The organism is Halomonas sp. DP5Y7-2 (assembly GCF_019802025.1).
Classification (GTDB): Bacteria; Pseudomonadota; Gammaproteobacteria; order Pseudomonadales; family Halomonadaceae; genus Halomonas; species Halomonas litopenaei_A.
Window position 1 is genome coordinate 116,288 of the sequence record NZ_JAHVHY010000011.1, and the last position, 23,216, is coordinate 139,503.

At 61.2% G+C, this 23,216-nt stretch carries 19 protein-coding genes; 8 read left to right on the plus strand and 11 right to left on the minus strand.

Annotated elements, in window-relative coordinates:
* Nucleotides 1-154: 154 nt before the first annotated feature.
* The gene (locus KUW18_RS19195) at nucleotides 155-733 is read right to left on the minus strand and encodes a hypoxanthine-guanine phosphoribosyltransferase (protein ID WP_206938164.1); all 579 of its coding nucleotides are present in this window, start codon (nucleotides 731-733) and stop codon (nucleotides 155-157) included.
* A gap of 22 nt (nucleotides 734-755) precedes the next feature.
* A complete protein-coding gene (gene nagZ / locus KUW18_RS19200; RefSeq protein WP_206938162.1) occupies nucleotides 756-1,769 on the minus strand; it encodes a beta-N-acetylhexosaminidase in 1,014 nt (337 codons plus the stop codon).
* Between the two features lie 181 nt (nucleotides 1,770-1,950).
* Between nagZ and KUW18_RS19205 the strand changes: the two genes are divergently transcribed.
* The 4 genes from KUW18_RS19205 (at nucleotide 1,951) to KUW18_RS19220 (ending at nucleotide 4,746) form a co-directional block, all read left to right on the plus strand.
* The gene (locus KUW18_RS19205; RefSeq protein ID WP_222562154.1) at nucleotides 1,951-2,790 is read left to right on the plus strand and encodes a prepilin peptidase; all 840 of its coding nucleotides are present in this window, start codon (nucleotides 1,951-1,953) and stop codon (nucleotides 2,788-2,790) included.
* Nucleotides 2,791-2,838: 48 nt separating this feature from the next.
* Complete coding sequence (gene coaE, locus KUW18_RS19210) at nucleotides 2,839-3,441, plus strand: dephospho-CoA kinase (RefSeq protein ID WP_222562155.1); 603 nt, start codon at nucleotides 2,839-2,841, stop codon at nucleotides 3,439-3,441.
* A 179-nt stretch (nucleotides 3,442-3,620) separates the two neighbouring features.
* Nucleotides 3,621-3,857 (plus strand): DNA gyrase inhibitor YacG, encoded by a 237-nt coding sequence (gene yacG / locus KUW18_RS19215; RefSeq protein WP_222163161.1) that lies wholly within the window; start codon nucleotides 3,621-3,623, stop codon nucleotides 3,855-3,857.
* 4 nt (nucleotides 3,858-3,861) lie between these two features.
* Nucleotides 3,862-4,746 (plus strand): DNA replication terminus site-binding protein, encoded by an 885-nt coding sequence (locus KUW18_RS19220; RefSeq protein ID WP_222562156.1) that lies wholly within the window; start codon nucleotides 3,862-3,864, stop codon nucleotides 4,744-4,746.
* Between the two features lie 298 nt (nucleotides 4,747-5,044).
* On the opposite strand, the gene KUW18_RS19225 is transcribed toward KUW18_RS19220, so the two are convergent.
* A complete protein-coding gene (locus KUW18_RS19225; protein WP_222484629.1) occupies nucleotides 5,045-5,341 on the minus strand; it encodes a hypothetical protein in 297 nt (98 codons plus the stop codon).
* A 359-nt stretch (nucleotides 5,342-5,700) separates the two neighbouring features.
* On the opposite strand from KUW18_RS19225, the gene KUW18_RS19230 reads away from it, so the two are divergent.
* Nucleotides 5,701-6,507: a helix-turn-helix transcriptional regulator gene (locus tag KUW18_RS19230; RefSeq protein ID WP_206938142.1), complete on the plus strand. Its 807-nt coding sequence runs from the start codon at nucleotides 5,701-5,703 to the stop codon at nucleotides 6,505-6,507.
* Nucleotides 6,508-7,344: 837 nt separating this feature from the next.
* Here the strand turns inward: KUW18_RS19230 and KUW18_RS19235 are convergent.
* From KUW18_RS19235 to KUW18_RS19270, 8 genes are all read right to left on the minus strand, one after another.
* Nucleotides 7,345-7,722 carry a histone-like nucleoid-structuring protein, MvaT/MvaU family gene (locus tag KUW18_RS19235; RefSeq protein ID WP_222239353.1) on the minus strand — a complete coding sequence of 126 codons (378 nt, stop codon included), beginning with the start codon at nucleotides 7,720-7,722 and terminating at the stop codon, nucleotides 7,345-7,347.
* A 1,272-nt stretch (nucleotides 7,723-8,994) separates the two neighbouring features.
* Nucleotides 8,995-10,671 carry a 30S ribosomal protein S1 gene (rpsA, locus tag KUW18_RS19240; protein WP_206938138.1) on the minus strand — a complete coding sequence of 559 codons (1,677 nt, stop codon included), beginning with the start codon at nucleotides 10,669-10,671 and terminating at the stop codon, nucleotides 8,995-8,997.
* 185 nt (nucleotides 10,672-10,856) lie between these two features.
* The gene (gene cmk / locus KUW18_RS19245) at nucleotides 10,857-11,549 is read right to left on the minus strand and encodes a (d)CMP kinase (protein WP_206938136.1); all 693 of its coding nucleotides are present in this window, start codon (nucleotides 11,547-11,549) and stop codon (nucleotides 10,857-10,859) included.
* On the minus strand, nucleotides 11,546-13,843 hold the full coding sequence (locus KUW18_RS19250) for a bifunctional prephenate dehydrogenase/3-phosphoshikimate 1-carboxyvinyltransferase (RefSeq protein ID WP_206938134.1): 2,298 nt from the start codon (nucleotides 13,841-13,843) through the stop codon (nucleotides 11,546-11,548). Before KUW18_RS19250 ends, cmk begins: the two co-directional genes overlap by 4 nt.
* Nucleotides 13,844-13,845: 2 nt before the next feature.
* On the minus strand, nucleotides 13,846-14,940 hold the full coding sequence (pheA, locus tag KUW18_RS19255) for a prephenate dehydratase (RefSeq protein WP_222239352.1): 1,095 nt from the start codon (nucleotides 14,938-14,940) through the stop codon (nucleotides 13,846-13,848).
* A 106-nt stretch (nucleotides 14,941-15,046) separates the two neighbouring features.
* Nucleotides 15,047-16,150 (minus strand): 3-phosphoserine/phosphohydroxythreonine transaminase, encoded by a 1,104-nt coding sequence (gene serC, locus KUW18_RS19260; RefSeq protein ID WP_222562168.1) that lies wholly within the window; start codon nucleotides 16,148-16,150, stop codon nucleotides 15,047-15,049.
* A 100-nt stretch (nucleotides 16,151-16,250) separates the two neighbouring features.
* The gene (gene gyrA, locus KUW18_RS19265; RefSeq protein WP_222562157.1) at nucleotides 16,251-19,007 is read right to left on the minus strand and encodes a DNA gyrase subunit A; all 2,757 of its coding nucleotides are present in this window, start codon (nucleotides 19,005-19,007) and stop codon (nucleotides 16,251-16,253) included.
* A gap of 181 nt (nucleotides 19,008-19,188) precedes the next feature.
* Nucleotides 19,189-19,611, minus strand: a complete 423-nt coding sequence (locus KUW18_RS19270) for an acyl-CoA thioesterase (protein WP_206938128.1) — start codon at nucleotides 19,609-19,611, stop codon at nucleotides 19,189-19,191.
* 316 nt (nucleotides 19,612-19,927) lie between these two features.
* Between KUW18_RS19270 and KUW18_RS19275 the strand changes: the two genes are divergently transcribed.
* Genes KUW18_RS19275 through KUW18_RS19285 form a run of 3 tightly spaced genes read left to right on the plus strand, consistent with a single transcriptional unit; the run spans nucleotide 19,928 to nucleotide 23,210 of the window.
* The gene (locus KUW18_RS19275; RefSeq protein ID WP_206938126.1) at nucleotides 19,928-20,878 is read left to right on the plus strand and encodes a recombination-associated protein RdgC; all 951 of its coding nucleotides are present in this window, start codon (nucleotides 19,928-19,930) and stop codon (nucleotides 20,876-20,878) included.
* The gene (locus KUW18_RS19280) at nucleotides 20,875-22,044 is read left to right on the plus strand and encodes a 1-acyl-sn-glycerol-3-phosphate acyltransferase (protein WP_222562158.1); all 1,170 of its coding nucleotides are present in this window, start codon (nucleotides 20,875-20,877) and stop codon (nucleotides 22,042-22,044) included. Before KUW18_RS19275 ends, KUW18_RS19280 begins: the two co-directional genes overlap by 4 nt.
* A complete protein-coding gene (locus KUW18_RS19285; protein WP_315900694.1) occupies nucleotides 22,041-23,210 on the plus strand; it encodes a cation diffusion facilitator family transporter in 1,170 nt (389 codons plus the stop codon). The genes KUW18_RS19280 and KUW18_RS19285 overlap by 4 nt, the downstream gene beginning before the upstream one ends.
* Nucleotides 23,211-23,216: the final 6 nt, after the last annotated feature.

A 23,216-nucleotide genomic window follows, 5' to 3' on the forward strand; every position in this document is an offset into this window, starting at 1 on the left:
ACTCCCTGAAACTCAAGCACTGACACTCAAGCACTGAAACTCAAGCGCTGACACTCAATCGCTCAGCCCCACCCGCAAAAAAGGCGTCCCCATCAATGGGACGCCTTTTGCCTGGCCAGGCAGACGCGGCTGGCCTGGATATCTGCAGGCGGGACTACATGCCCTTGGGAGCAAAAATCCCCGGCGCGTTGCGCCAGTAACCCTTGAAGTCCATGCCGAAGCCGAACACGTAGCGGTCGGCCACTTCGAGACTGCAGTAATCTGCCTTGAGGCCCGGCACCGCCTTGCGATCGTGGCTTTTGTCCACCAGCACGGCCGTAGACACGCTCTTGGCCCCTGCCTCACGGCAATAGTCCAGGATGGCCGCCAGGGTCGCGCCCTCGTCGAGAATGTCATCGACAATCACCACATCACGGCCGGCCATGGGGATCTCTGGCGACACTCGCCAGAACAGCTCTCCGCCGCGGGTCTTGCCGCGATAACGCGTGGCGTGCAGGTAGTCCACCTCCAGCGGGAACCCGAGCCGGGGCAACAGATGTCCCGTGGTGATCAAGCCACCGTTCATCACGCAGTAAAACACCGGCAGCTTGTCACCCAGGTCCCGGGTGATCTCTTCCGCCATGCGGTCCAACGCACGCTCTACCTCATCATGACTGATCAGGCAGTCGGCGGTGTCCATTACCTCACGCATGTCATCACGTGAGGCGCTATGGGCAGGATCAAGTTTCGGCATATCAGTCAGCTCGTTTCATTCATCAATCGGAAGTCATCGCCGCCAGGCGCGCGTGGACACGGCGCCAGCGCGACAAGGCAGACAGGGCATCAAGGTCGGGGCGGGCTCGGGCATAGCGAAGACGCGAGGCCCTGCGCGGCGCCTGATCGACACAGGCATCAAGCACCGCCGTGGCAGCTGGACGGTCATTGCATACCAGCACCATGTCGCAACCGGCCTCCAGAGCAGCCTTGGCTCGCTCAGCGGGGCCACCGGCGACCTGCGCCCCTGCCATGGTCAAGTCATCGGAGAAGATGGTGCCCTTGAAGCCCAGAGTCTCCCTCAGCATTCCCAACCAGGAGGGCGAAAAGCCCGCCGGACGAGGGTCGAACGCCGGATAGACCACGTGAGCCGGCATCATGCCATCCAGCTTGCCGGCCAGGCGCTCGAAGGGCACCAGGTCGTGCTGACGCAGCTGATCGAGACTCCGCTCGTCCCGGGCGACCTCGTGATGGGTATCCGCCTTGACCCCACCATGCCCTGGAAAATGCTTGCCGACGGCCGCCATGCCCGCCTCGTGCAGCCCCTCGATAAAGGCACCACCGAGCCGCGCCACCACCTCGGGATCTGCATCGAAGCTGCGGTCACCAATCACCGACGAGAGGCCGACATCGACATCCAGCACCGGAGCAAAGCTGAGATCCAGCCCACAGGCCGCCATCTCCATGCCAAGCAACCAGCCTGCATCCTGGCAGAGGCGCAAGGTCACCTCGGGCGCGCTGCGGTATTCCTGACCCAGCCGGGACATGGGCGGCAAGCGCGTCACCCCTTCCTTGAGTCGCTGCACGCGACCACCCTCTTGGTCGATCCCCAGCAGAAGGCCGGGACGCAGCTCTCGGATCGACCGGCACAGCGCCCTGACTTGATCGGCATCATGGGTGTTGCGGCCAAACAGGATGACTCCGCCAAGGGCGGGATGCAGAAGCAGTTCGCGCTCTTCGGCCGACAGCTCGAGGCCATCGAGATCCAGCATCACAGGTCCGAATGTCTGGGTCATGTCGCTTACCTGGTCGGAAAAAAGGGAACGATTCTAGACCAATGGGCTACGTCGTGACACCCCGACAGCGCAATGCCAGGCACGACCACAGACAACCCATGGCAGCGACGATAGAATAGCACCCGCGGACCTCAGGGTCCGTTCTCTCGATTTGCCTGCTGCTGGAGCCGCACTGCTGCCTATGGATGTCATCACCACCATCATCGTCATCACCCTGGGACTTTGCCTGGGCAGCTTCCTGAACGTCGTCATCGTCCGCCTGCCCGTCATGCTGATGCAGCAGTGGCGCACCGAGGCACGTGCCGCTCTGGAGCTTGAGGATGACATCGAGGCTCCCATCTCGCTGGCCCGCCCCGGCTCATGCTGTCCCCGCTGCGGACACCCCATCGCATGGCACGACAATCTGCCCCTGGTGGGCTGGATCAAGCGCCGCGGTCGATGCGCTGAATGCAAGGGACGTATCAGCGTCCAGTATCCGCTGGTCGAACTGGCCAGCGCCATTCTGGCGCTGACCTGCCTTAAGCTGTTCGGACTGCAATGGAGCGCGCTATGGATCTTTGCGGCTTGCCTGACCCTGCTGGCACTGGCGGTCATTGATCTGCGCACCCAGTTACTGCCGGACGCACTGACCCTTCCGCTACTATGGGCAGGTTTGCTCTACCAGCTACTATTCAGCCCCGCGCATCTGGCAGACGCGGTCATCGCGGTGGTGGCAGGCTATGGCGTGCTGTGGGCCGTGGGTGCGATCTTCTACGCCATCACCCAGCGTGAAGGCATGGGGCGTGGCGACATCAAGCTGCTCGCCGCCCTCGGTGCCTGGCTGGGCTGGCAGCTGCTGCCCCTGGTCGTTCTTGTCGCCGCGGTAGTGGGCGTGATTTCGGGCTTGCTGGTACAGTGGCAAAGACCACATCTCAAAGGACAGGCGCTGCCCTTCGGGCCCTCCCTGGTCATCGCTGGCGGCCTGGCCTTACTGGCGGGCGAAGAAATGCTGTTGACGTACAAGGCCATGCTTGGCGCATGATGCGACCCATGAGGGTCGTCACAAAGGCAACAATGGAGTAATGGCGGCATGATCATTGGATTGACGGGCGGTATCGCCTCAGGAAAATCGACTGTCGCAAGACTGTTCGGCGAGCTTGGTGTCAGGTGGGTCGACGCCGATGACATTGCGCGTGAAGTGGTGGCCCCCGGTGAACCGGCCTTGAAGGCCATCGTCGATCGCTACGGTGACACCATCCTCAACCGTGAAGGTCGTCTCGACCGCAGCGCACTGCGTGACATCGTCTTCGCCAACGAAAAGGAACGTCGCTGGCTCGAAGCCACCACCCACCCACGGATCAGAGAACGGCTGACCACACGTCTGGCCCTACTGCAACAGCAGGACAGCCCCTACGTGCTGCTGGTTTCTCCGCTGTTGTTTGAGTCCGGTCAAGCCGACATGGTCCAGCGCAAGCTTGTGGTCGATGTGGCCGAGGACGTCCAGATGGAACGCGCCATGGCCCGCGACAAGATCGATGCTGACCAGGCCAAGGCTATCCTGGGTTCACAAATGCCGCGAGAAAAGCGCCTCTCTCTCGCCGATGACGTCCTCGTCAACGAAGGGGATCTCAGCGCACTAGTCGACGCGGTCAAAGCGCTGGATGAACGCTATCGTGCCATGGCGGTTAGCTGATACAACTGATGCTCAGCGAATAGCACTGGTGAATAGCACTGGCGAATAGCACTGGCGAATAGCACTGGCGAATAGCCATTCGCAGGTCCAGACTCACGCCCCAACCGCGTTCCGAGACACATGGCGAGCACCGCTAGAGACGGTGCCAAGCCCCACCACCTGACACAAGGAGACCCAACATGTCCCACACGGCATCCCAGGGGCCACTCAAGGTCGCTTGCCCCCAGTGCCGCAAAGAGGTGCTTTGGACCAGCGACAACGAGTTTCGGCCTTTTTGCAGCAAACGCTGCCGGCTGCTCGACCTGGGCGCCTGGGCCGACGGCAGCCATCGTATTGCGGGAGAGCCCGCGATGGACGAAACCAGTATTGACGAATGGGTTGCGCGGGCTGAACGCGACCTGTACCAGCAGGACTGAGCCAATGCCACGCGATGGGCACGACACGTCAGCCTCAGCGCCGTCCTATCAATGGCTCGCGGCACTCGATCAGGCCTTTGATCGCCTGGTAGACAGGGCGCATCAGGTCGCCGATGCCTGGGCGGCGTCCGGGCTCGGCGGATGGGCATTTGGCAGGGATAAGGTGGATCCTGAGTGGCTTCGCCAGTCCTTGCTCGACCTTTGGTATGTCGACGGCCAGGATGGCCGAGTCACCCAAAGCCACGTTGGACTGGTCTGCTGCGACGACGCCACCTACGCCGCTGCGCAACGATTGAATGAGGCCAAGAGAGATTTGTCCCACCAACTGGCAGAGATTCGTCAGCACTCGCCGCAGTTGATGGCAGAGATCAAGGCTCGGCTGCCCCAGCGACATCCCGACCTCAACCAGCATCTAGGCGGTGCGGGCCTTGCCCGTCTTCACCTCAAACAGGCATGGCGCCACGTCCCCGTGGCCGAGGCCTCCGTGGATCGCGTGCGGTTGGCATGGTACAGCAGCGGCAGGTCGATCAAGCGGATCAGTGTGGCCGATGCGGAACAGAAACTGCTGGCACTCGACAGCGAGGCAGCCCATATCCGCATACAACTGAAGCGTTTAGCGGGTATTCCGTCAAGCGAGATGCTGGCACAGGTGCAACGCCAGGCGCCGCTGATGCGCGCCAATCTCTTCTATCACGAGCCACTGACTGACGGCCGCATGCGGCGAGCCATGAATGTCGCCCTACCGCTTTTCCTGCCGCAGCAGCACCTTCCACGACACAACCTGCCTCCCCTTGCCCCGCCACTGGAGCGTCAGCGCGCTCGACGCAGCGACGAGCGCCTCGAAGACACACCTTTTCTGCCGAGTCTAAGAGCCTACCGCTACCGTTGATCGCACCAGCACTCCGTGCCGCCCTCAACTCGCCAGCGAAGCCGGCCTGGGCGCCAACAGCGCGATATACGCCGTGCCCGCAAGGAAAGAGGCTCTCCTAGCGACGTCAGTGCGACTTATGCGTGCGATATCACTGACATTCTTTTGCGGAATATCCAACGAGGAGTCGTCGCCCAAAACGACTGCAGAAACAGCACAGTCAAGCCATCATGTCACAAACTGTAATCACTCGCGTCACTACCGAGACGCAACAGGCGAAAGATGACCTGACCACTGCCGCCTCCGGCAGGCACCGCTATCAGGCCACGCGCCCCATGGATTGCAGCAGCGTGACGAGTTCGGTGACGGTTTCCGGACTCTGAGCGTATTCCTGAATCAACGCATGCAAGCGACGCTCGAAGTCTTCTTCACGCTGCCGGCGCTCCTCTTCCTCAACGCTGTCAATGGTGCGCACAGGCGGTCCGGTGGGAATCTCGGCGGCCTTGCTCGGGTTGTCCAGGCTGCGAAGCGCTTCCGCGAAGGCATCATCCAACTCACGAAAGCGGCGCAGTTTTTCGCGTTCGTCCATAGGCTTGGGGGAACTCTGAGATTTCATTTGTTACCAGTCGTTAACATCAACAGGGATAAGCCGAATCGAGCATGCTGGCAAACCAGCGTATCAAAAAAGGACCAAGAAATCGCGATTTCTTCCTCTATAACAGCATCTTAACTGCTCAAATGGCACAGGATTTTTGTGCACAAACAATCAAAACGGCACATTGCACTTGCCAACCAAAGTGGCTAGACTGCATAACTACGTAACAGGATGTATCTTAACGCAACAAACTTTCATCATTATATTTCGGGACAGATGGATGTCCCGGTAACAATGACCACGGGACAGACGCTCGGATTCGTCCTCCGAGGACCCAGCAAGGGGTCAGGTCCATCGCGATGGTTCAGGGAGGCATGACCATGTTCAACGAGATGATGCGCGCCGAAATCTGGCTCCAGGAGACCTTGGACAGCCAGCTCAGTATTGAAGACCTCGCCACCCGTATGGGGTACTCCTCATCTCAGGTGCGCAGGCGCTTCCGCCAGTCATTTGGCATCTCGCCCAGCGCCTATCGCGACATGCTGCGACTGGAAAAAGCCGCCAGGCTCCTGATCCACACGCCACACGGCGTCCATGATATCGCCAGGCGCTGCGGATATCGCAACCACTCGGCGTTTACTCGCGCCTTCCAGCGCCGCTATCGCGTCGCCCCCCGCGAATATCGTCAGAATCAGCGCCTGGAACTCTACCGCCAGCGCCACAACCTGCCTCACTTCTCGGTCAAGATGGCAGACCTGCCTCTGCGCCGCGCCGCGGTCACCCGTCTGTATCAGCCGCCGGAAATCATCGAGAACCTGGATAACTGGCAACGCAATGCAGAAGGCGCCTACGATCTGCCGGCACGCCTCACCAACGCAGCGCCAATCGCCATCCTGCATGACCATCCGCTGGCCAGTGAATCCCCGCGTATCGACCTTGGAGTCCATGTCGACGAGGAACATGCCCACCGCCTGGCGCTACCGCTGCCCTTCCGACTCGTCATGTTGCCGGCGCAGCGTCATGCCTGCATCACCCTTGAGGACAGTTCACACCTCACCAGTGCAATGCTGTTCATGGCCTGCAGAGGACTGTCTGAACACGGGGTCTACCTCAGCGGTGAGGCACCGCAACTGGTCAAAGGCAAGTATGGGCTGGAACTGAGATTGCCGCTACTCGAGGAAGACTGACCTTCCGCGAACCAACATTCATGCCTTCCCTTGAAGTGGCCACCTCGGTGGCCACTTTTTTCTGCAGTCATCATACCAGAATTTCACGCCGTCGCTGCCACCGTCAGCCACCACTGAGGGCTGTACACTGCCTTTACCACACGCGGCTACTCACAAGGGGCTACCCACAAGGGGCTACCCACAAGCAGACAGCGGGGAATACGAGGCGCTTGCAGCAATCTACGCCACTCTACAACCCGAGCCACTGCCCCAACAATAGCCTTGGCGCTAGCCAGGACGACTGCCCAGATAACGACCTTCAGGACATCCAAGGCGACTGTCCCCTCTGTATCAGTTGCACCCCTGACCTTTCCCCCAGGCAACGGACAGCAGGCATCGTGCTACGGCGATCAGGCTGACCTGCTGCACGGCCACGCCTATATGCTGTCAGCGCAATGTCACGCCATGACATATAGCGATACATCTAAGAACACAATGGACACAGCCTTGGCTGCCCTGGCGGGACGCCACAGAGGCCACATCTCGGGGAGAACCACCCTCTATACCACCCTCGTCATCAGACTCTACAAGAGCCCTGCGGGATGAGAGAGAGAACACCCGGGTGCCGGCGACAGCATCAACAAAGAGACGCTGGTGGGCTACGCACCCTGACGGTGGCGAGGCGATATCGAGTAAACGCCAAAAGGACACACCAAGCCTCGCCCTACCGGCGCTAAAACGACATCGCCCGAGCAGGATGACGGTGACATTTCACCGTTCCCTACCCGGGCGAGCGATCATGACGGGAGCTACGCTACATCAAATGCCGTATCACCGCTCCGTCACAAAGCGCTGGCGTTAGCCTTCAACACGAACCAGCCAGGATTCGACGGTATCGTTGCCGTGCTCTTCCTTCCAGGCTTTCAGTGTCTTGTGGTTACCACCACGAGTTTCCACCACTTCGCCGGTATTCGGGTTCTTGTAGATCTTCAGCTTGCGCTTGCGGCGACCACCAGCGGCGGGTGCAGCAGCCTTGCCAGCGGCAGCGGGCTTCGGCTGAAGGATAGCGATAACGTCAGAGGCACTCTTATCGAACTCTTTCATCAGTTCTTCGAGCTTTCCCTTGAACTCGAGCTCTGACTTGAGACGATCGTCATTCTGCAGTTGATCGAGTCGCTGCTGGAGCTGCTGCAGCTGCTGCTCCATCTGCATGTAGTCATTCAACAATGAAGACATTGGCGTAAACCTGTAGTAGTTGCTTTCGGATGCCGCGGTATTATCACTCTTGCATCTCTGTGTGACAACCATCTTTAACAACGCACACTAGGTCGAGACACCACAATGATAGATACACTACGGCAATGTAGGGGCAAGATCGGACAATAATTAACCTAACCCCCATCGCTAACGCTGTCCAGCCCCGCCTTCTGTCCCACTATCTGGCAAGCGGAATGGAATACTTGGCTTGAGCGAACATATGACAACGTGAACAAAAAAAGGAAATAGCCATTAAAGATTTTACTAATATAATTGAGGCATATTTGGCAACGGTGCGTGGAACAATATGTCGCCATATCGATACAGGCGCGACATTCAACACCCTTGTCTCACAAAGTAAACAGTATTAACTGTTTTCCTGACGTCATCGCCCTCGCCACACGACAACAGCAGCGCCCTACCGCAGTGGGCCTACTATGGGCTCCCTCCATATCTATGCATGCACAGACACACGGCACTGGAGCACCCAGCTGACAAAGGCTCTCTACGGCTCTGGATGATCTATTACCAGGCAGTCTCTACTGCTCAGAACGATCTATCGCCAGGCGCTCTCTATTGCGAGGCACCGTCTATTGCCAGCCGCTCGCTATTTTCGGGTACGCTCGGCATCTAGATGCCACGAAGAGCGCGCCTCCATGTTTCGGCGAACAAGATCTGGTGAAGCATGCACCAGCAAGGCGTGGCCGGTATCACAGAGATGGCTCTCTCATTCTCCCTGACAACCTCTTTCAGCATATTGTTGTGTGACCGCTATGCCCTGCCCTCTCGGTTTGCATGGGGGTTTGCATAGGGTTTTCGCGGAGGACACCCATTCAAAGGAGATAGCGCTTTTATAAAGCGCTATCTTTCCCTGAAGGGTCTTTTTTCATGACGGTCTTCTCGCCATGAAGGTTGTCTTGCTATGAAGGTTGTCTTGCTATGAGAGGCGTCTTTGCAGGAAGGGCGTCTCTCCCGGCCGAGGCGTCGCCAATCTGACATATATTTACAACTAGCAAGATCGGCTTGACGCCTTGGAACCCACGTCCAGTATCACTCCGTCTATTCGCTTCGCCGTGCCGGGGTTGCTAAGTACCCACCCAATGTCTCCGTCGGTGCACTTGGTATTGTGCCGTCACCTTATATGCGACGCCCCAAGCGAGCGTTGCACATAAAAATGATGAGACGAAAAAAAGCGCCTCCCGAAGGAGGCGCCTTGAACCTTGTCGTGCTCGACGTGAGTCGAGGGGCGACTTAGTCCTGACCCATCTGCTGCTTGATGAGGTCGCCGATGGTGGTCGGGCCACCGGTCTCGACTTCCTGCTCGCGCAGCTTGGTCATGTTGCGACGCGTGTCGTCCTGATCCTTGGCCTTGACGGACAGGGCGATCTGGCGGTTCTTGCGATCGACGCCGACGATGCGGGCCTCGACGCTGTCGCCTTCGTTCAGCACGTTGCGTGCATCTTCGACGCGGTCAGCGCTGATTTCAGAGGCTTTCAGCACGGCGATGACGTCGGTAGCCAGCTCGACGTGAGCTTCCTTGGCATCAACTTCAACAACGCGACCAGTGACCACAGTGCCCTTGTCGTTCACAGACAGGAACTCGGCAACCGGATCGGTATCGAGCTGCTTGATACCCAGGGAGATGCGCTCACGCTCCGGATCGATAGACAGAATGACGGCTTCCGCTTCGTCGCCCTTCTTGAAGGAGCGCACGGCTTCTTCGCCAGTCTCGGTCCAGGAGATGTCGGACAGGTGAACCAGGCCGTCGATGCCACCGTCCAGACCGATGAAGATACCGAAGTCGGTGATGGACTTGATGGTACCCGCAACGCGGTCGCCCTTGTTGAACTGGGCGTTGAAGGTTTCCCACGGGTTGGCAGTGCACTGCTTGATACCCAGGGAAATACGACGACGCTCTTCGTCGATGTCCAGCACCATGACGTCGACATCGTCACCGACCTGAACCACTTTGGACGGATGGATGTTCTTGTTGGTCCAGTCCATTTCAGAGACGTGAACCAGACCTTCGACACCCTCTTCCAGCTCGGCGAAGCAGCCGTAGTCGGTGAGGTTGGTGACGCGAGCGTGCACCTTGGTGCCTTCCGGGTAACGATCCTTGATGTTGACCCAGGGATCTTCGCCCAGCTGCTTGAGACCCAGAGAAACGCGGTTGCGCTCACGGTCAAACTTGAGCACCTTGACGCTGATCTCGTCGCCAACAGCAACGATTTCGCTCGGATGCTTGATACGCTTCCACGCCATGTCGGTGATGTGGAGCAGGCCGTCAACGCCGCCCAGATCAACGAAGGCACCGTAGTCGGTCAGGTTCTTGACGATACCGATGATCTGCTGACCTTCCTGCAGGGTCGCCAGCAGAGCTTCACGCTCGGCACTGTTCTCGGCTTCGAGCACGGCGCGGCGAGAAACGACAACGTTGTTGCGCTTCGGATCGAGCTTGATGACCTTGAAGTCCAGCTCTTTGTTTTCCAGGTGCGTGGTGTCGCGCACCGGACGAACGTCGACCAGGGAGCCCGGCAGGAAGGCACGGATGGAGTCGACGTCGACAGTGAAGCCGCCCTTGACCTTGCCGTTGATCACGCCCTTGACGATCTCTTCCTTCTCGAAGGCAGCTTCCAGCACCTTCCACGCTTCGGCGCGCTTGGCCTTCTCGCGGGACAGGCGGGTTTCACCGAAGCCGTCTTCCACGGCTTCGAGGGCCACGTGGACCTCGTCACCAACGGCAATGGTCAGCTCGCCGCTGTCGTCGCGGAATTGCGCGGCAGGGATCTGACCTTCGGACTTCAGGCCGGCATTGACGGTGACCCAGTCACCTTCGATGTCGACGACAGTAGCCGCGACGATCGCGCCCGGCTCCATGTTGATGTCCTGGAGAGACTGTTCAAACAGTTCAGCAAAGCTTTCGCTCATGATGTTCCTACGTGATCAACGTTGAGTGCGGCAGGGCCGCTTCTCCGCACCACCAGCAAGTGCGGGCCATATTCAAAAACCCCCGGGGATGTTGACACTGGTTAGACCTGAACGAGTTTTCCGTTTCATGCACTCGAGCACGTCGTGACATCTTGCCGGGGACGCCGCAAGGGAGTTCAGAAGTCTCAGCACAGACCCTTTCGGGACAAGAGCTGGGTCAGCCGATCCACCACTTCCGGTATGCTCAGGCTTGTCGTGTCCAGCTCGATGGCATCATCGGCCGGCACCAGCGGGGCGACACTGCGATTCGTATCGCGGTCGTCTCGCGCCTGAATCTCCTTCAAAAGACTCGATAGACTAGCATCGACGCCTGCCTCCCGCAACTGGAGATGGCGCCGTCGCGCCCTCTCCTCTGCGCTTGCGGTGAGGAAAATCTTCAGTGGCGCAGCGGTGAACACCACAGTGCCCATGTCGCGACCATCGGCCACCAGCCCAGGGGCCTTGCGGAAGTCCCGCTGACGCTTGAGCAGCGCCTGGCGCACCGCAGGCAGAGCGGCTACCAGAGAGGCACTGTTACCGACCTGCTCGGTGCGAATTTCCCGGGTCACATCCACGCCTTCCAGCTCAACGATGACCTCACCATCCGTCGCCCGAAACACCACATCGAGCTGACGCGCCAGCCGCTCCAGCTGACCCTCATCATCCAGCGCAATACCCCGCTGAAGGGCTGACAGGGCCGTCAGGCGATACAGACAGCCGCTGTCCAGCAGATGCCAGCCCAGCCGCTCGGCGATCAGGCGGCTGATCGTACCCTTGCCCGCCCCACCAGGACCATCAATGGTCAATACCGGGACGTCAGCGTGTTCGATCTGGCTCATGCCCCCTCCTCACGCGCCTCTTCACGCAGCTCATCGAGCTGAAGACCGACACCGCGGGCAAGCTCCACGAAGCCGGGGAATGACGTCGCCACGTTGGCGCAGTCGTTGACCTCGATCGGCGCACTGGCCCGCAGCGCCGCGATGGTGAACGCCATGGCGATGCGGTGATCTTCGTGACTCTCCACAGTGCCGCCAGCGTAATTGGCGCCGTCGCCGCCCTTGCCGACGATGTCGATGCCATCATCGTAGAGGGTATTCTCGATACCCAGCGCGCTCATGCCGTCGGCCATGGACTGCAGGCGGTCAGACTCCTTGACGCGCAGCTCCTCAGCCCCACGCAGGCGCGTGACGCCCTGGGCATTGGCGGCCGCGATGAACAGCGCAGGAAACTCGTCGATGGCCAGCGGCACCTGGTCCACCGGAATATCGATGCCGGTGAGAGGCCGATAGCGGATATGCAGATCAGCGACCGGCTCACCGCCCACCTCACGCTGATTGTCGAGGCGCAGGTCCGCCCCCATGGCCAGCAGGATGTTGATCACGCCAATCCGGGTCGGGTTGATACCGACATGTTCCAGCACAAGGTCAGAGCCCGGCGTGATGGCTGCCGCTACCAGAAAGAAGGTCGCCGAAGAGATATCGGACGGCACGTCGATGGGGCCCGCAGTCAGGTGACCGCCTCCCTGCAGCCAGCAGGTGTCGCCGTCTCGCTGCACGTCGTAGCCAAAGCCGTTGAGCATGCGCTCGGTATGATCACGGGTCGGCGCAGGCTCACGCACACGGGTTTCGCCTTCGGCAAACATCCCCGCCAAGAGCAGGCACGACTTGACCTGGGCGCTGGCCATGGGCATGTCGTAATGGATTCCCTTGAGCGCCTGACCACCCTTGATCTTGAGCGGCGGACGACCGCCCTCGGCGGTATCGATGACGGCCCCCATCTGACGCAGAGGGTCTGCCACACGCCCCATCGGACGACGTGTCAGCGAGGTATCGCCGGTCAACTCGGTATCAAATGCCTGGCCGGCCAAAAGACCCGCAAACAGGCGCATGGCGGTGCCGGCATTGCCCACGTAGAGAGGGCCCGCCGGCTTCTTCAGGCCGTGCATGCCGACGCCATGAATGGTGACTCGCCCATGATGAGGCCCTTCGATGGCCACGCCCATCTCGCGGAAAGCCTGCAAGGTGGCAAGGCTGTCCTCGCCCTCGAGGAAACCGGACACCTCGGTCACCCCTTCAGACAGGGCACCCAGCATGATGGAACGATGTGACACCGACTTGTCACCAGGCACGCGAATGCGACCGGTAACGCTACCACCGGGGGCTACCCGATAGCGCAGCATGGCTGTTTCTTGCATCTGATATTCCGCCTGATAACTGGTCTGGTTGAGCAAGGTATCAAAATAGTGGCGCGCGTGGCTGGCCCGATCGAAGGTCCCCAGCAGATGGTCCCCATCACCGCGCTCCACCGCCTCACGTAACTGTGCGAGTCCGGCCTCGAAGTCATCCAGCGCCTCAAGCACGGCGCCGCGATTGGCCTGAAAGACATCTCGCCACATCACAGGGTCGCTGCCGGCGATCCGGGTAAAATCGCGAAAGCCACCGGCGGCGTAGCGAAAGATCTCGAGGCGCTCGTCCTGGCGTGCCAGCGTGTCGACCAGGGAGAACGCCAGCAGGTGGGGCAGATGGCTGGTGCGAGCAAGCACCTGGTCGTGACGCGCGATGTCCATCTCCAGCACCTCGGCCCCGGTGAGCTGCCACAGGCTGCGAACCCGCATCAGCGCCTCGTGGTCGGTATCGGCCATGGGCGTCAGGATCACCTTATGGGCCTGATACAGATCCGGGTTGGCCGCCGCCACGCCGCTCTTCTCCGAACCCGCAATCGGGTGTCCCAGGACGAAGCGCGGCGGCAACTCGCCAAATGCCGCCACCGCGGCCTCGGCGATGGCGCCCTTGGTGCTGCCTACGTCGGTGATCACCAGGTCGTCCGCGGCCCGATGCCGCAGCGCCTGCAGCTCCGCCATAACCTTGCCCATGGCCATCACCGGCACCGCCAGGATCACCAGGGTCGCCCCGTCGATCACCGATTCGAGAGATGGGCCTCCCGCATCAATCAGGCCCATCTTTACGCCAAGCGCGACCTCCCGCTCGTCGCAATCACACGCCAACAGGGTACTGCCGTCAGCCTGACCGACGCCTGCCTGGCGCAGGGCGGCGGCCAGGGAGCCGCCAATCAATCCAAGACCTACGATGACGATACGCGATGAAGATGGCAAAGGTGAACCACTACTCCCCATGCCTACAGAACCCCCTGGGGGTAGGACCCCAGCACCTTCACCTCGGACACGCGCAGGCGCACTTCCTCCAGTAGCGCCGACACCCTCGGCTCTTCCACATGTCCGCTGAAATCGATGAAGAACACATAGTTCCAGGCGCCAGTGCGGGAGGGACGCGTCTCCAGGCGAGTCAGATCGATCTGGTGGCGATGGAAAGGTTCCAGCAGGTCGTGCAATGCCCCGGGCTGGTTGCGGGTCGCCACCACCAGCGATGTCTTGTCGACACCGGACATCGGCACATCCTGATTGCCGATGATCAAGAAGCGCGTGGAGTTATCCGGGCGATCCTCGATCTTCTCGGCGACGTGCGTCAGGCCGTAAAGCTTGGCGGCCATGTCTCCCGCAATGGCCGCACTATGCCACTCGCTCTTGACCAGGCGAGCGGCCTCGGCATTCGATGACACCGGCACGCGCTCGGCGTGAGGATAGTGGGCATCGAGCCACTTGCGACACTGGGCGAAGGACTGGGGATGGGAATAGATCCGAGAGACCTTGTCCTTCAGCGTGGTGTCCGCGACCAGCAGATGATGATGGATGCGCAGCACCACCTCACCGCTGATACGCAGACCGGAGTCGATGAACGAGTCCAGCGTGTGGTTGATCACCCCTTCGGTAGAGTTCTCCACCGGCACCACGCCATAGTTGACCGCGCCCGCTTCCACCTCGCGGAAGACTTCATCAATCGCCGCCATGGGCAGACTCACGGCGCTGTCGCCAAAGTGCTTGAGCGCCGCCTGCTGGGTAAAGGTCCCCTCGGGACCCAGGTAGGCCACCTTGATCGGCTGCTCCAGCGCCAGGCACGCGGACATGATCTCGCGAAACAGTCTGGCCATTTCCTCGCTGTCCAGCGGCCCTTGGTTCAGCTCCATGACCCGACGCAGGACCTGGGCTTCACGCTCAGGACGATAGAACACCGCCTGGGGGTCACTGGCGGTCTTGGTCTCGGCAACCTGGCGCGCGCACTCGGCACGCTCGCTGATCAGGCGCAGAATCTCGGTATCGATATGGTCGATGCGCTGACGCAGCGACGCGAGTCCCGATTCTTTCGAATCACTCATCATGTGTCTCCTTGTCACGCCCTGCCGCGGGTACGGGCATGTGGCATAGGACGGCTGATCCAACCTGGCGCGGGCCGCGACACATGTCGTGTCGCTGCCCTGCTGCCTAGCCGCGCCGCGTCTCGAAATCGCTCATGAAGGCCACCAGCGCATCGACTGCGGCTTCCGGCACGGCGTTGTACAGACTCGCACGCATGCCACCCACACTACGGTGCCCTTTCAGGTTGAGCAGGCCCGCCGCCTCCGCTTCGCGCAGGAAATCGCCCTCCAGGGCGCTGTCCGCCAGCACGAAGGGCACATTCATCTGAGACCGGTTGCGCTTGGCGATGGGGTTGGAATAGAAGTCACTGGCATCGATGGCGGCGTAAAGCTTGCCGGCCTTGCGCGCATTGATTTCAGCCATGACGTCTACCCCACCGATGTCCCGCTTGAGCCAGTCAAACACCAGCCCCGCCAGATACCAGCTGTAGGTGGCCGGGGTGTTGATCATCGAACCGGCCTCAGCCAGGGCACGATAGCTGAACAGGCTTGGCATGCTGTCCACCGCCCGGTCCAGCAGATCATCACGCACGATCACCAGCACCAGGCCAGCGGGCCCAATGTTCTTCTGGGCGCCTGCGTAGATGACGCCGTAGCGCGACACATCCAGAGGCCCCGACAGGATCGTGGACGACAGGTCGGCCACCAGCGGCACCTCGACCCCATCTGCGCGACGGGCGCTGGGCAGATAGTCCAGCGCCAGGCCACCGATGGTCTCGTTGGGGGTCACATGCAGGTAAGCGGCATCATCGGACAGCGCGATATCACTATCGCGAGGCGCCTCCACATGCCCATTTGACGCGCTGGAGGCGGCGATGTGGGCGCGACCGAACAGGTGTTGCGCCTCCTTGATGGCCTTCTTGCCCCAGATACCGGTCTCGAGGAAGTTGGCCTGACCGCCGTGGCCCAGCAGGTTGTAAGGTACCGCGGCAAACTGCTGGGTCGCTCCGCCCTGAGTAAACAGCACGCGGTAGTTGTCGGGGACGGCCAGCAGCTCGCGCAGGTCCGCCTCGGCCTGCTCAGCGATGGCAACGTACTCGCTGGAACGGTGACTCATTTCCATCACCGAGAGGCCGCGCCCCTGGTAGTCCAGCATCTCGCGCTGAGCGCGCTCAAGTACCGCGGTAGGCAGGGCGGCTGGGCCCGCACAGAAATTATAGTGGCGTGTCATGGTGTCCTGGCGATCGATCGTCATGGGGAGGCGCCCGCAGGCGCCGACCTGTCACAGGGCGGGGGGCGGCACCCGCTATGGGCGCCGCGTCATCCCGGGATCAGTCGTTATTGTGATCGGCAGCGCTGTCGTCAGAGGGGCCGTCCTCTCCAGAGCCTTCCTCTGAAGTGCTTCCCTCAGCAGCGCCCTCTTCTGCAGTGCTCTCGGGGGACGCAGACTCGTCATCGAGGTCTTCGGCGTCCTCGCCCTCGAGCTCTTGAATACGCACGGTCTTGACCAGGGATTCGGCATCGCCGAGACGAATCAGCGTCACCCCTTGCGTGTTACGTGAGCTGATCGAGACTTCCTCGACCCGAGTACGCACCAGCGTGCCGCGGTCGGTGATCAGCATCATCTCGTCGGAGGACAGCACCTGCATGGCGGCTACCATGGCGCCGTTACGTGCACTGGTCTGCATGGCGATAACGCCCTGACCACCGCGACCGCGCAGGGGGAACTCCTCGAGACGGGTGCGCTTGCCGTAACCGTTTTCACTGGCGGTCAAGATATAGATCTGACCATCATCACCCACGCTCTCGACGTCGCTGGCCTCACCGTGCTCTCCGCCTTCGGCGTCCGCATCGATTTCCAGGCTCTGGGGAATGATCAGGCTGATCACTTCCGCATCATCGAGCAGGCGCATGCCGCGCACCCCACGTGCAGTACGTCCCATGGCACGCACCTGGGACTCCTCGAAGCGGATCGCCTTGCCGTTGGACGACAGCAGCATGGCATGGTCACTGCCCGAGGTGATGGCGGCGCCGACCAGGCGATCGCCCTCCTCGAGGTCGATGGCAATCAAACCGACGCTGCGCGGGCGCGAGAACTGCTCCAGGCTGGTGCGCTTGACCGTACCGCGAGCCGTGGCGAAGAAGATGTAGCAGTTCGGATCGTAATCCTTGACCGGCATGATGGCGTTGATCGCCTCGCCCTCGTCCAGCGGCAGCAGATTGACCAACGGCTTGCCACGGGAGCCTCGGCTGGCGGCCGGCATTTCGTAGACCTTTAGCCAGTACACCTTGCCGCGGTTGGAGAACAGCAGCACCGTGTCATGGGTCGACGCCACCAGCAGGTGCTCGATGACGTCTTCGTCCTTCATGGCCGTGGCCGACTTGCCGCGTCCGCCGCGACGCTGGGCCTGGTAGTCGGACAACGGCTGGGTCTTGGCGTAGCCCGAACGAGACACGGTCACCACCATGTCTTCTTCGGCAATCAGGTCCTCGATCGACAGATCAAGGTGGCTGGCCTGGATGTCGGTGCGACGCTCATCGCCGAACTGGTCACGCACGGCGATCAGCTCTTCGCGAATCACCTCCAGCAGACGGTCCGCGGAGGCCAGAATGGCCATCAGCTCCGCAATCTTCTCGAGGATCGACAGGTACTCGTCCAGCAGCTTTTCCGTCTCGAGACCGGTCAGACGATGCAGACGCAGCTCGAGAATCGCCTGGGCCTGAGCCGGCGACAGGCGGTACTCGGTACCTACCGTGTTGAGACCAAAGCCTTCTTCCAGATCTTCGGGCTTGCACGACGTGGCGCCGGCGCGCTCTAGCATGCCGGTCACCTGGCCGGGCTGCCAGGATTTCGACAGCAGCTTTTCCTTGGCTTCGGCAGCGTTGGGCGAGGCCTTGATCAGCTCGATCACTTCATCGATGTTGGAGATGGCAACCGCCAGGCCTTCGAGGATGTGGCCGCGCTCTCGGGCCTTCTTCAGCTCGAACAGTGTCCGGCGGGTCACCACTTCACGCCGATGACGAATGAAGGCTTCCAGAACCTCCTTGAGGTTCATGGTCTTCGGCTCGCCGTCTTCCAGCGCCACCATGTTGATGCCGAAAACGTTCTGCAGCTGAGTCTGGGCGAACAGGTTGTTCACCACTACCTCGCCACTCTCGCCACGCTTGACCTCGATCACCACGCGCAAGCCGTCCTTGTCGGACTCGTCACGCAGCTCGGCGATACCGTCGATCTTCTTGTCCTTGACCAGCTCGGCGATCTTTTCGATCAGACGCGCCTTGTTCACCTGGTAAGGCAGTTCAGTGACGATGATGTGGTCACGACCACTCTTGTCGTCATGCTCGATGGTGTGCTTGGCACGGATATAGATGCGCCCGCGGCCGGTACGATAGGCCTCGAGAATACCGGCGCGGCCATTGATGATGCCGCCGGTAGGGAAATCGGGCCCCGGCACATGCTCCATCAGATCATCGACGCTCAGAGTGTAGTCGTCGACCAGCGCCAGACAGGCGTTGATGATCTCGTTCATGTTGTGGGGCGGGATGTTGGTCGCCATACCCACCGCGATACCGGACGAACCATTGACCAGCAGGTTGGGCACCTTGGTCGGCAGCACGTCGGGAATACGCTCGGTGCCGTCGTAGTTGTCGACCCAGTCGACGGTATCCTTCTCGAGGTCGGCCAGCAGCTCATGGGCCAGCTTGGCCATGCGAACCTCGGTGTAACGCATCGCGGCGGCATTGTCGCCATCGATGGAACCGAAGTTGCCCTGGCCATCGACGAGCACATGGCGCATGGAAAAGTCCTGCGCCATGCGCACGATGGTGTCGTACACCGCACTGTCGCCGTGGGGGTGGTATTTACCGATGACGTCACCCACCACACGGGCAGACTTCTTGTACGGCTTGTTCCAGTCGTTACCCAGCTCGTGCATCGCAAACAGCACACGCCGATGAACCGGCTTCAGGCCATCGCGCACGTCCGGCAGCGCTCGGCCGATGATCACGCTCATCGCGTAATCGAGGTACGACTGCTTCAGCTCGTCCTCGATATTGACTGGCAGAATCTCTCTGGCGATGTCACCCATGGGTCGTCAAGTCCTTTGCACAGCAACAGGTAGGCGCGTCACGCAGCCGTGACAAGGCGCACAAATACAGCCACGTAGCATACCACCCTTGGTGGCTATAGCGCAGCGTCTGTCATTGCTTCCAGGCACTTGTCATCATTTCTTCAGCGGCTCGCAGACGCCAATGGCGCAGCAGGCAGCGTCAGTCCACCACCACCAGCGCCGCCAAGGCATCACGCAGCTCTCCATCGATGGTCATTGCCTTGTTGCTGGCGACATCGAGCAGAACAAAGGTCAGCTCAGCGCGGACCACCGTGGCACCATCCCGCTGTCGCAGGATCTCATGGTGCATCTTGGCACTGCGCCCACCCAGCACCGACAGACGGGTGGCCACCTCGAGGCGATCCCCCGTCACCGCCGCTTCGCGGTAGTCGACGTTCAGATTCACCGCAACGAAGGCGATGTCACCGGTCGCCAGGCGCGACATCAACGCCGGATGACGGTCGAAATAGTCCCAGCGCCCCTCCTCCATGAACTCCAGGTAACGGGCGTGATTGACGTGGCCATAGCCGTCCAGGTGGTAGCCACGCACGGCCACCGTCACCTTGCCGATCTTGTCCTGCATGCTGCTCTCCTTGTCGATATTCCGCTCAAAGAGGGTGTCGATACCTCAACGTCGACAACAAGGCGCCGACACCCAACATTCAAACTACTGTTTGATACTGAGCGCTGTCGAGCCTGCTGGCAATACCGCCCCCAAAGAGGCAGAGGCGAAGCGGCGCTTCGCTGCTACGCTTGCCTTCGATACAGGCCTGACCGCTGCATCTTTTTCACCCTAGGCCGCCAGCGTTGGCGCAATCGCGACCGACCTGAGCGGGTCACTGGCACCCGAGAACACCATTCGCCATAATGTGCCTCCTTTTCGACCCGAGAATTGCTTCATGTGGTTCAAGCACTTGCACCTCTATCGTCTGCACGACGCCAGCACACTGGACAGCGAGCAGCTGGAAACAGCCCTCGCTGAACAGGCTTTTCGTCCGCTCGGCAGCAGCGAGGCTCGCCGCAGCGGCTGGACAGCCCCCGCCGGTCGTGGCAGTGATCGCTACCTGCACGAATTGCAAGGCCAGCGGCTGATGACCGCCCTGCGCCAGGAGCGCATTCTGCCGGCCTCGGTCGTGAAGGAAGAGGTCGAGGAGCGGGTCGAGGTCATCGAAGCCCAGGAGAGCCGCAAGCTGCGCCGCCAGGAAAAACAGGCGATCAAGGAGCAGGTCTACGAAGAGCTGCTGCCCCGCGCCTTCGTCCGCAGCCAGAAGACTGACCTGTGGTGGGACACCCGGCGCAACCTGATTGCGGTCAACAGCTCCAGCCGCAAGCGTGCAGAAGAGCTGTTGGACCTGTTGCGCGAAACCCTGGGAAGCCTAAAGGTGACGCCGCTGGCGGCCCAGACCCTGCCGATTCGCGCCATGACCACCTGGCTCAATGACGCCTCATCGCGTCCCGCCGATATGCTGTTGGGTGATCAGGTGGAGCTGAAGGCCAAGGGCGACGATGGCGTACTCAAGGCACGCCAGGTGGACCTGGACGGTGACGACATCCAGCAGCTGCTGGAAGGTGGGCGCCAGGCCAGCAAGCTGGCACTGGCCATGGAGGGACGTCTGCGCTTCGTGCTGCATGACGACCTGGCCGTCAAGTCGCTGGCCTTTGATGATGCCTTGATTGATGAAGCCAACCAGGCCGATGACGGTGACGATGCCGTTCTGCGGATGGAAACCGACTTTATTTTGATGGCACAAACGCTGGGTGACAGCGTGGATCGCCTGATCGACTGGCTGGGCGGTGAAGCCCAGAGCAACTCCGTTACGGCTACTGACCTGACTGCGACGACAACATGACTTCGAATGCTGAGGCCGGGCAGGATCCCTGGCATGACATACGCCCTTATCAGGATGACGAGGTGGCGGCGACGCTTGCACGCCTGTCAGAAGACCCTGAGCTGTTGACCGCGTTGACGCGTTATCGCCTGCCGCGCCTCTCGCGGCTGATGCCTCGCGTCTCCCGTGCCCTGGCCAGCTGGGCGATCAAGCGTGAAACCCGCGATGTGACCAGCGTCGCGCAATTCCAGCAGCGCATCGCCAGCTACATGCAGCGCATGCTGCGCACCTCCACCGACGACTTCCGAGTGGATGGCCTCGACGCGCTGGATGCCGACACGGCCTATCTGTTCATCGGTAACCATCGCGACATCTCGCTGGATCCGGCCTTCGTCAACTATGCCCTGTACCTGGCCAACCGCAATACGGTGCGCATCGCCATCGGTGACAACCTGCTCAAGAAGCCTTATGTCACCGACCTGATGCGCCTGAACAAGAGCTTCATCGTGCCTCGCAGCGCCCGCGGCAAGCGCGCCATGCTGCAGGCCTACCTTCAGCTCTCGAGCTACATTCGCCACTCGATTCAGGACAACAACCACTCGATCTGGATGGCCCAGCGCGAGGGCCGCGCCAAGGACGGTATCGACCGTACCGATCCGGCCATTATCAAGATGATGACCATGGCCCATCGTGCCGACAATCGTCACGCCCCCCTGGGCGAAGGCGTCGAGGCGCTGCGCCTGGTCCCGGTGGCCATCAGCTACGAATACGACCCTTGCGATATCCAGAAGGCCAGAGAACTGAAAGCCGTCAGCGAGGATGGCGGCTACAACAAGAGCGAATTCGAGGATATCAGCTCGATCGTGGCGGGCATCACTGGTCACAAAGGCCGCGTTCACCTGCGCTTCGGGACGCCCATCGACCGCAGCTTCGACACCCCCGAGGCCGTGGCAGCCGAGATCGATCGCCAGGTGCTGGGCGACTACCATTTGTTTCCCAGTCATTACCTGGCGCTCGAGGCCCTGGGCACGCACCCGGACCTGCTCGACTTCTCTGAGGTCACCGACGCCGACCGGGAGCGCTTTGCACAGCGATTGGCGCAGGTGCCCGACGACCTCAAACCCTGGTGGCTGGCACAGTACGCCAATCCGGTCATCAACTGCGCGGGGCGAGAGATCGCGCCGTGAGCACCCCCTCCTCGCCGGCAACCCGTCGTTTTTACTGGACGGCTCAGGGCGTCACCCTGATTGGCGCCGGCGTGGACCTGGTGGTCGGCGTCATGAAGCTGATCACCGGGATGATCGTCGGCTCTGCTGCGCTGATTGCCGACGGCATCCACTCCTTCTCCGATATCGTGACCGATGTCTTCGTGCTGGCCGCCACCCACTACGGGCGGCAGGCGCCGGACCGTGATCACCCCTATGGCCACGGCCGCATCGAGACACTGGCGACGCTATGGCTGGGCGGCGTGCTGATCTTCGTCGCCGGTGCGATTGCCGCCTCCAGCGTCGAGCGTCTGCTCGACGACCAGCTCGCCACCGCACCAGGGGCGACGGCCATTGGTATCGCGGTGGTATCGCTGCTCGCCAAGGAAGCAATCTTCCACTATTCGCTGCACGCGGCACGGCGGCTGGACTCGGCACTGCTCGAGGCCAACGCCTGGCACTCGCGCACCGATGCCCTCTCCACCCTGGTCGTGCTGGTCGGCCTGATTGGCGGACAGTTCGGTGTGGGCTGGATGGATGCCGCAGCCGCCATCGTGGTGGGCCTGATGGTCGGCTGGGTGGGGGGACGACTGATGTGGCAATCCTCCCGGGAATTGATCGATACTGCACTTCCGGCCGAAGATGAACGGCAGCTGCGTCGGCTGGCCGAATCTGTGCCAGGGGTCACGAGCGTCCACGACCTGCGCACTCGCCGACTGGGCAGCGACGTGGTGCTCGACCTGCACATTGTCGTGGCGCCCAGGGTCACGGTGTCGGAGGCCCATGAGATCGGTAACGCCGTCAGCCGTGAGCTGCGCCAGTCCTCGCGCCGATTGAAGGACGTGACCTTCCATATTGACCCAGAGGACGATGAAGGCCTGATTGCGCACAGTTTGCGACCAGGCCTGCCGCTGCGGGCAGAGATCGAGCAAATCCTTGATCAAAGATGGGCAAAACATCCCGCCTGGCGCCGACGTCTCGCGCTGAACCTGCACTATTTGGATGACCGGGTAGATATTTCGTTGTACGTTGACTCTCAGATCCATCATGACGACCTTGATGAGTTAGCTCACGAATTATGCCGAGACCTAGCCCCTCTCCCCTGGGTGGGACAGCTGACGCTGTGGCAAGGCCCAGGAAAGGCCTGACCACGA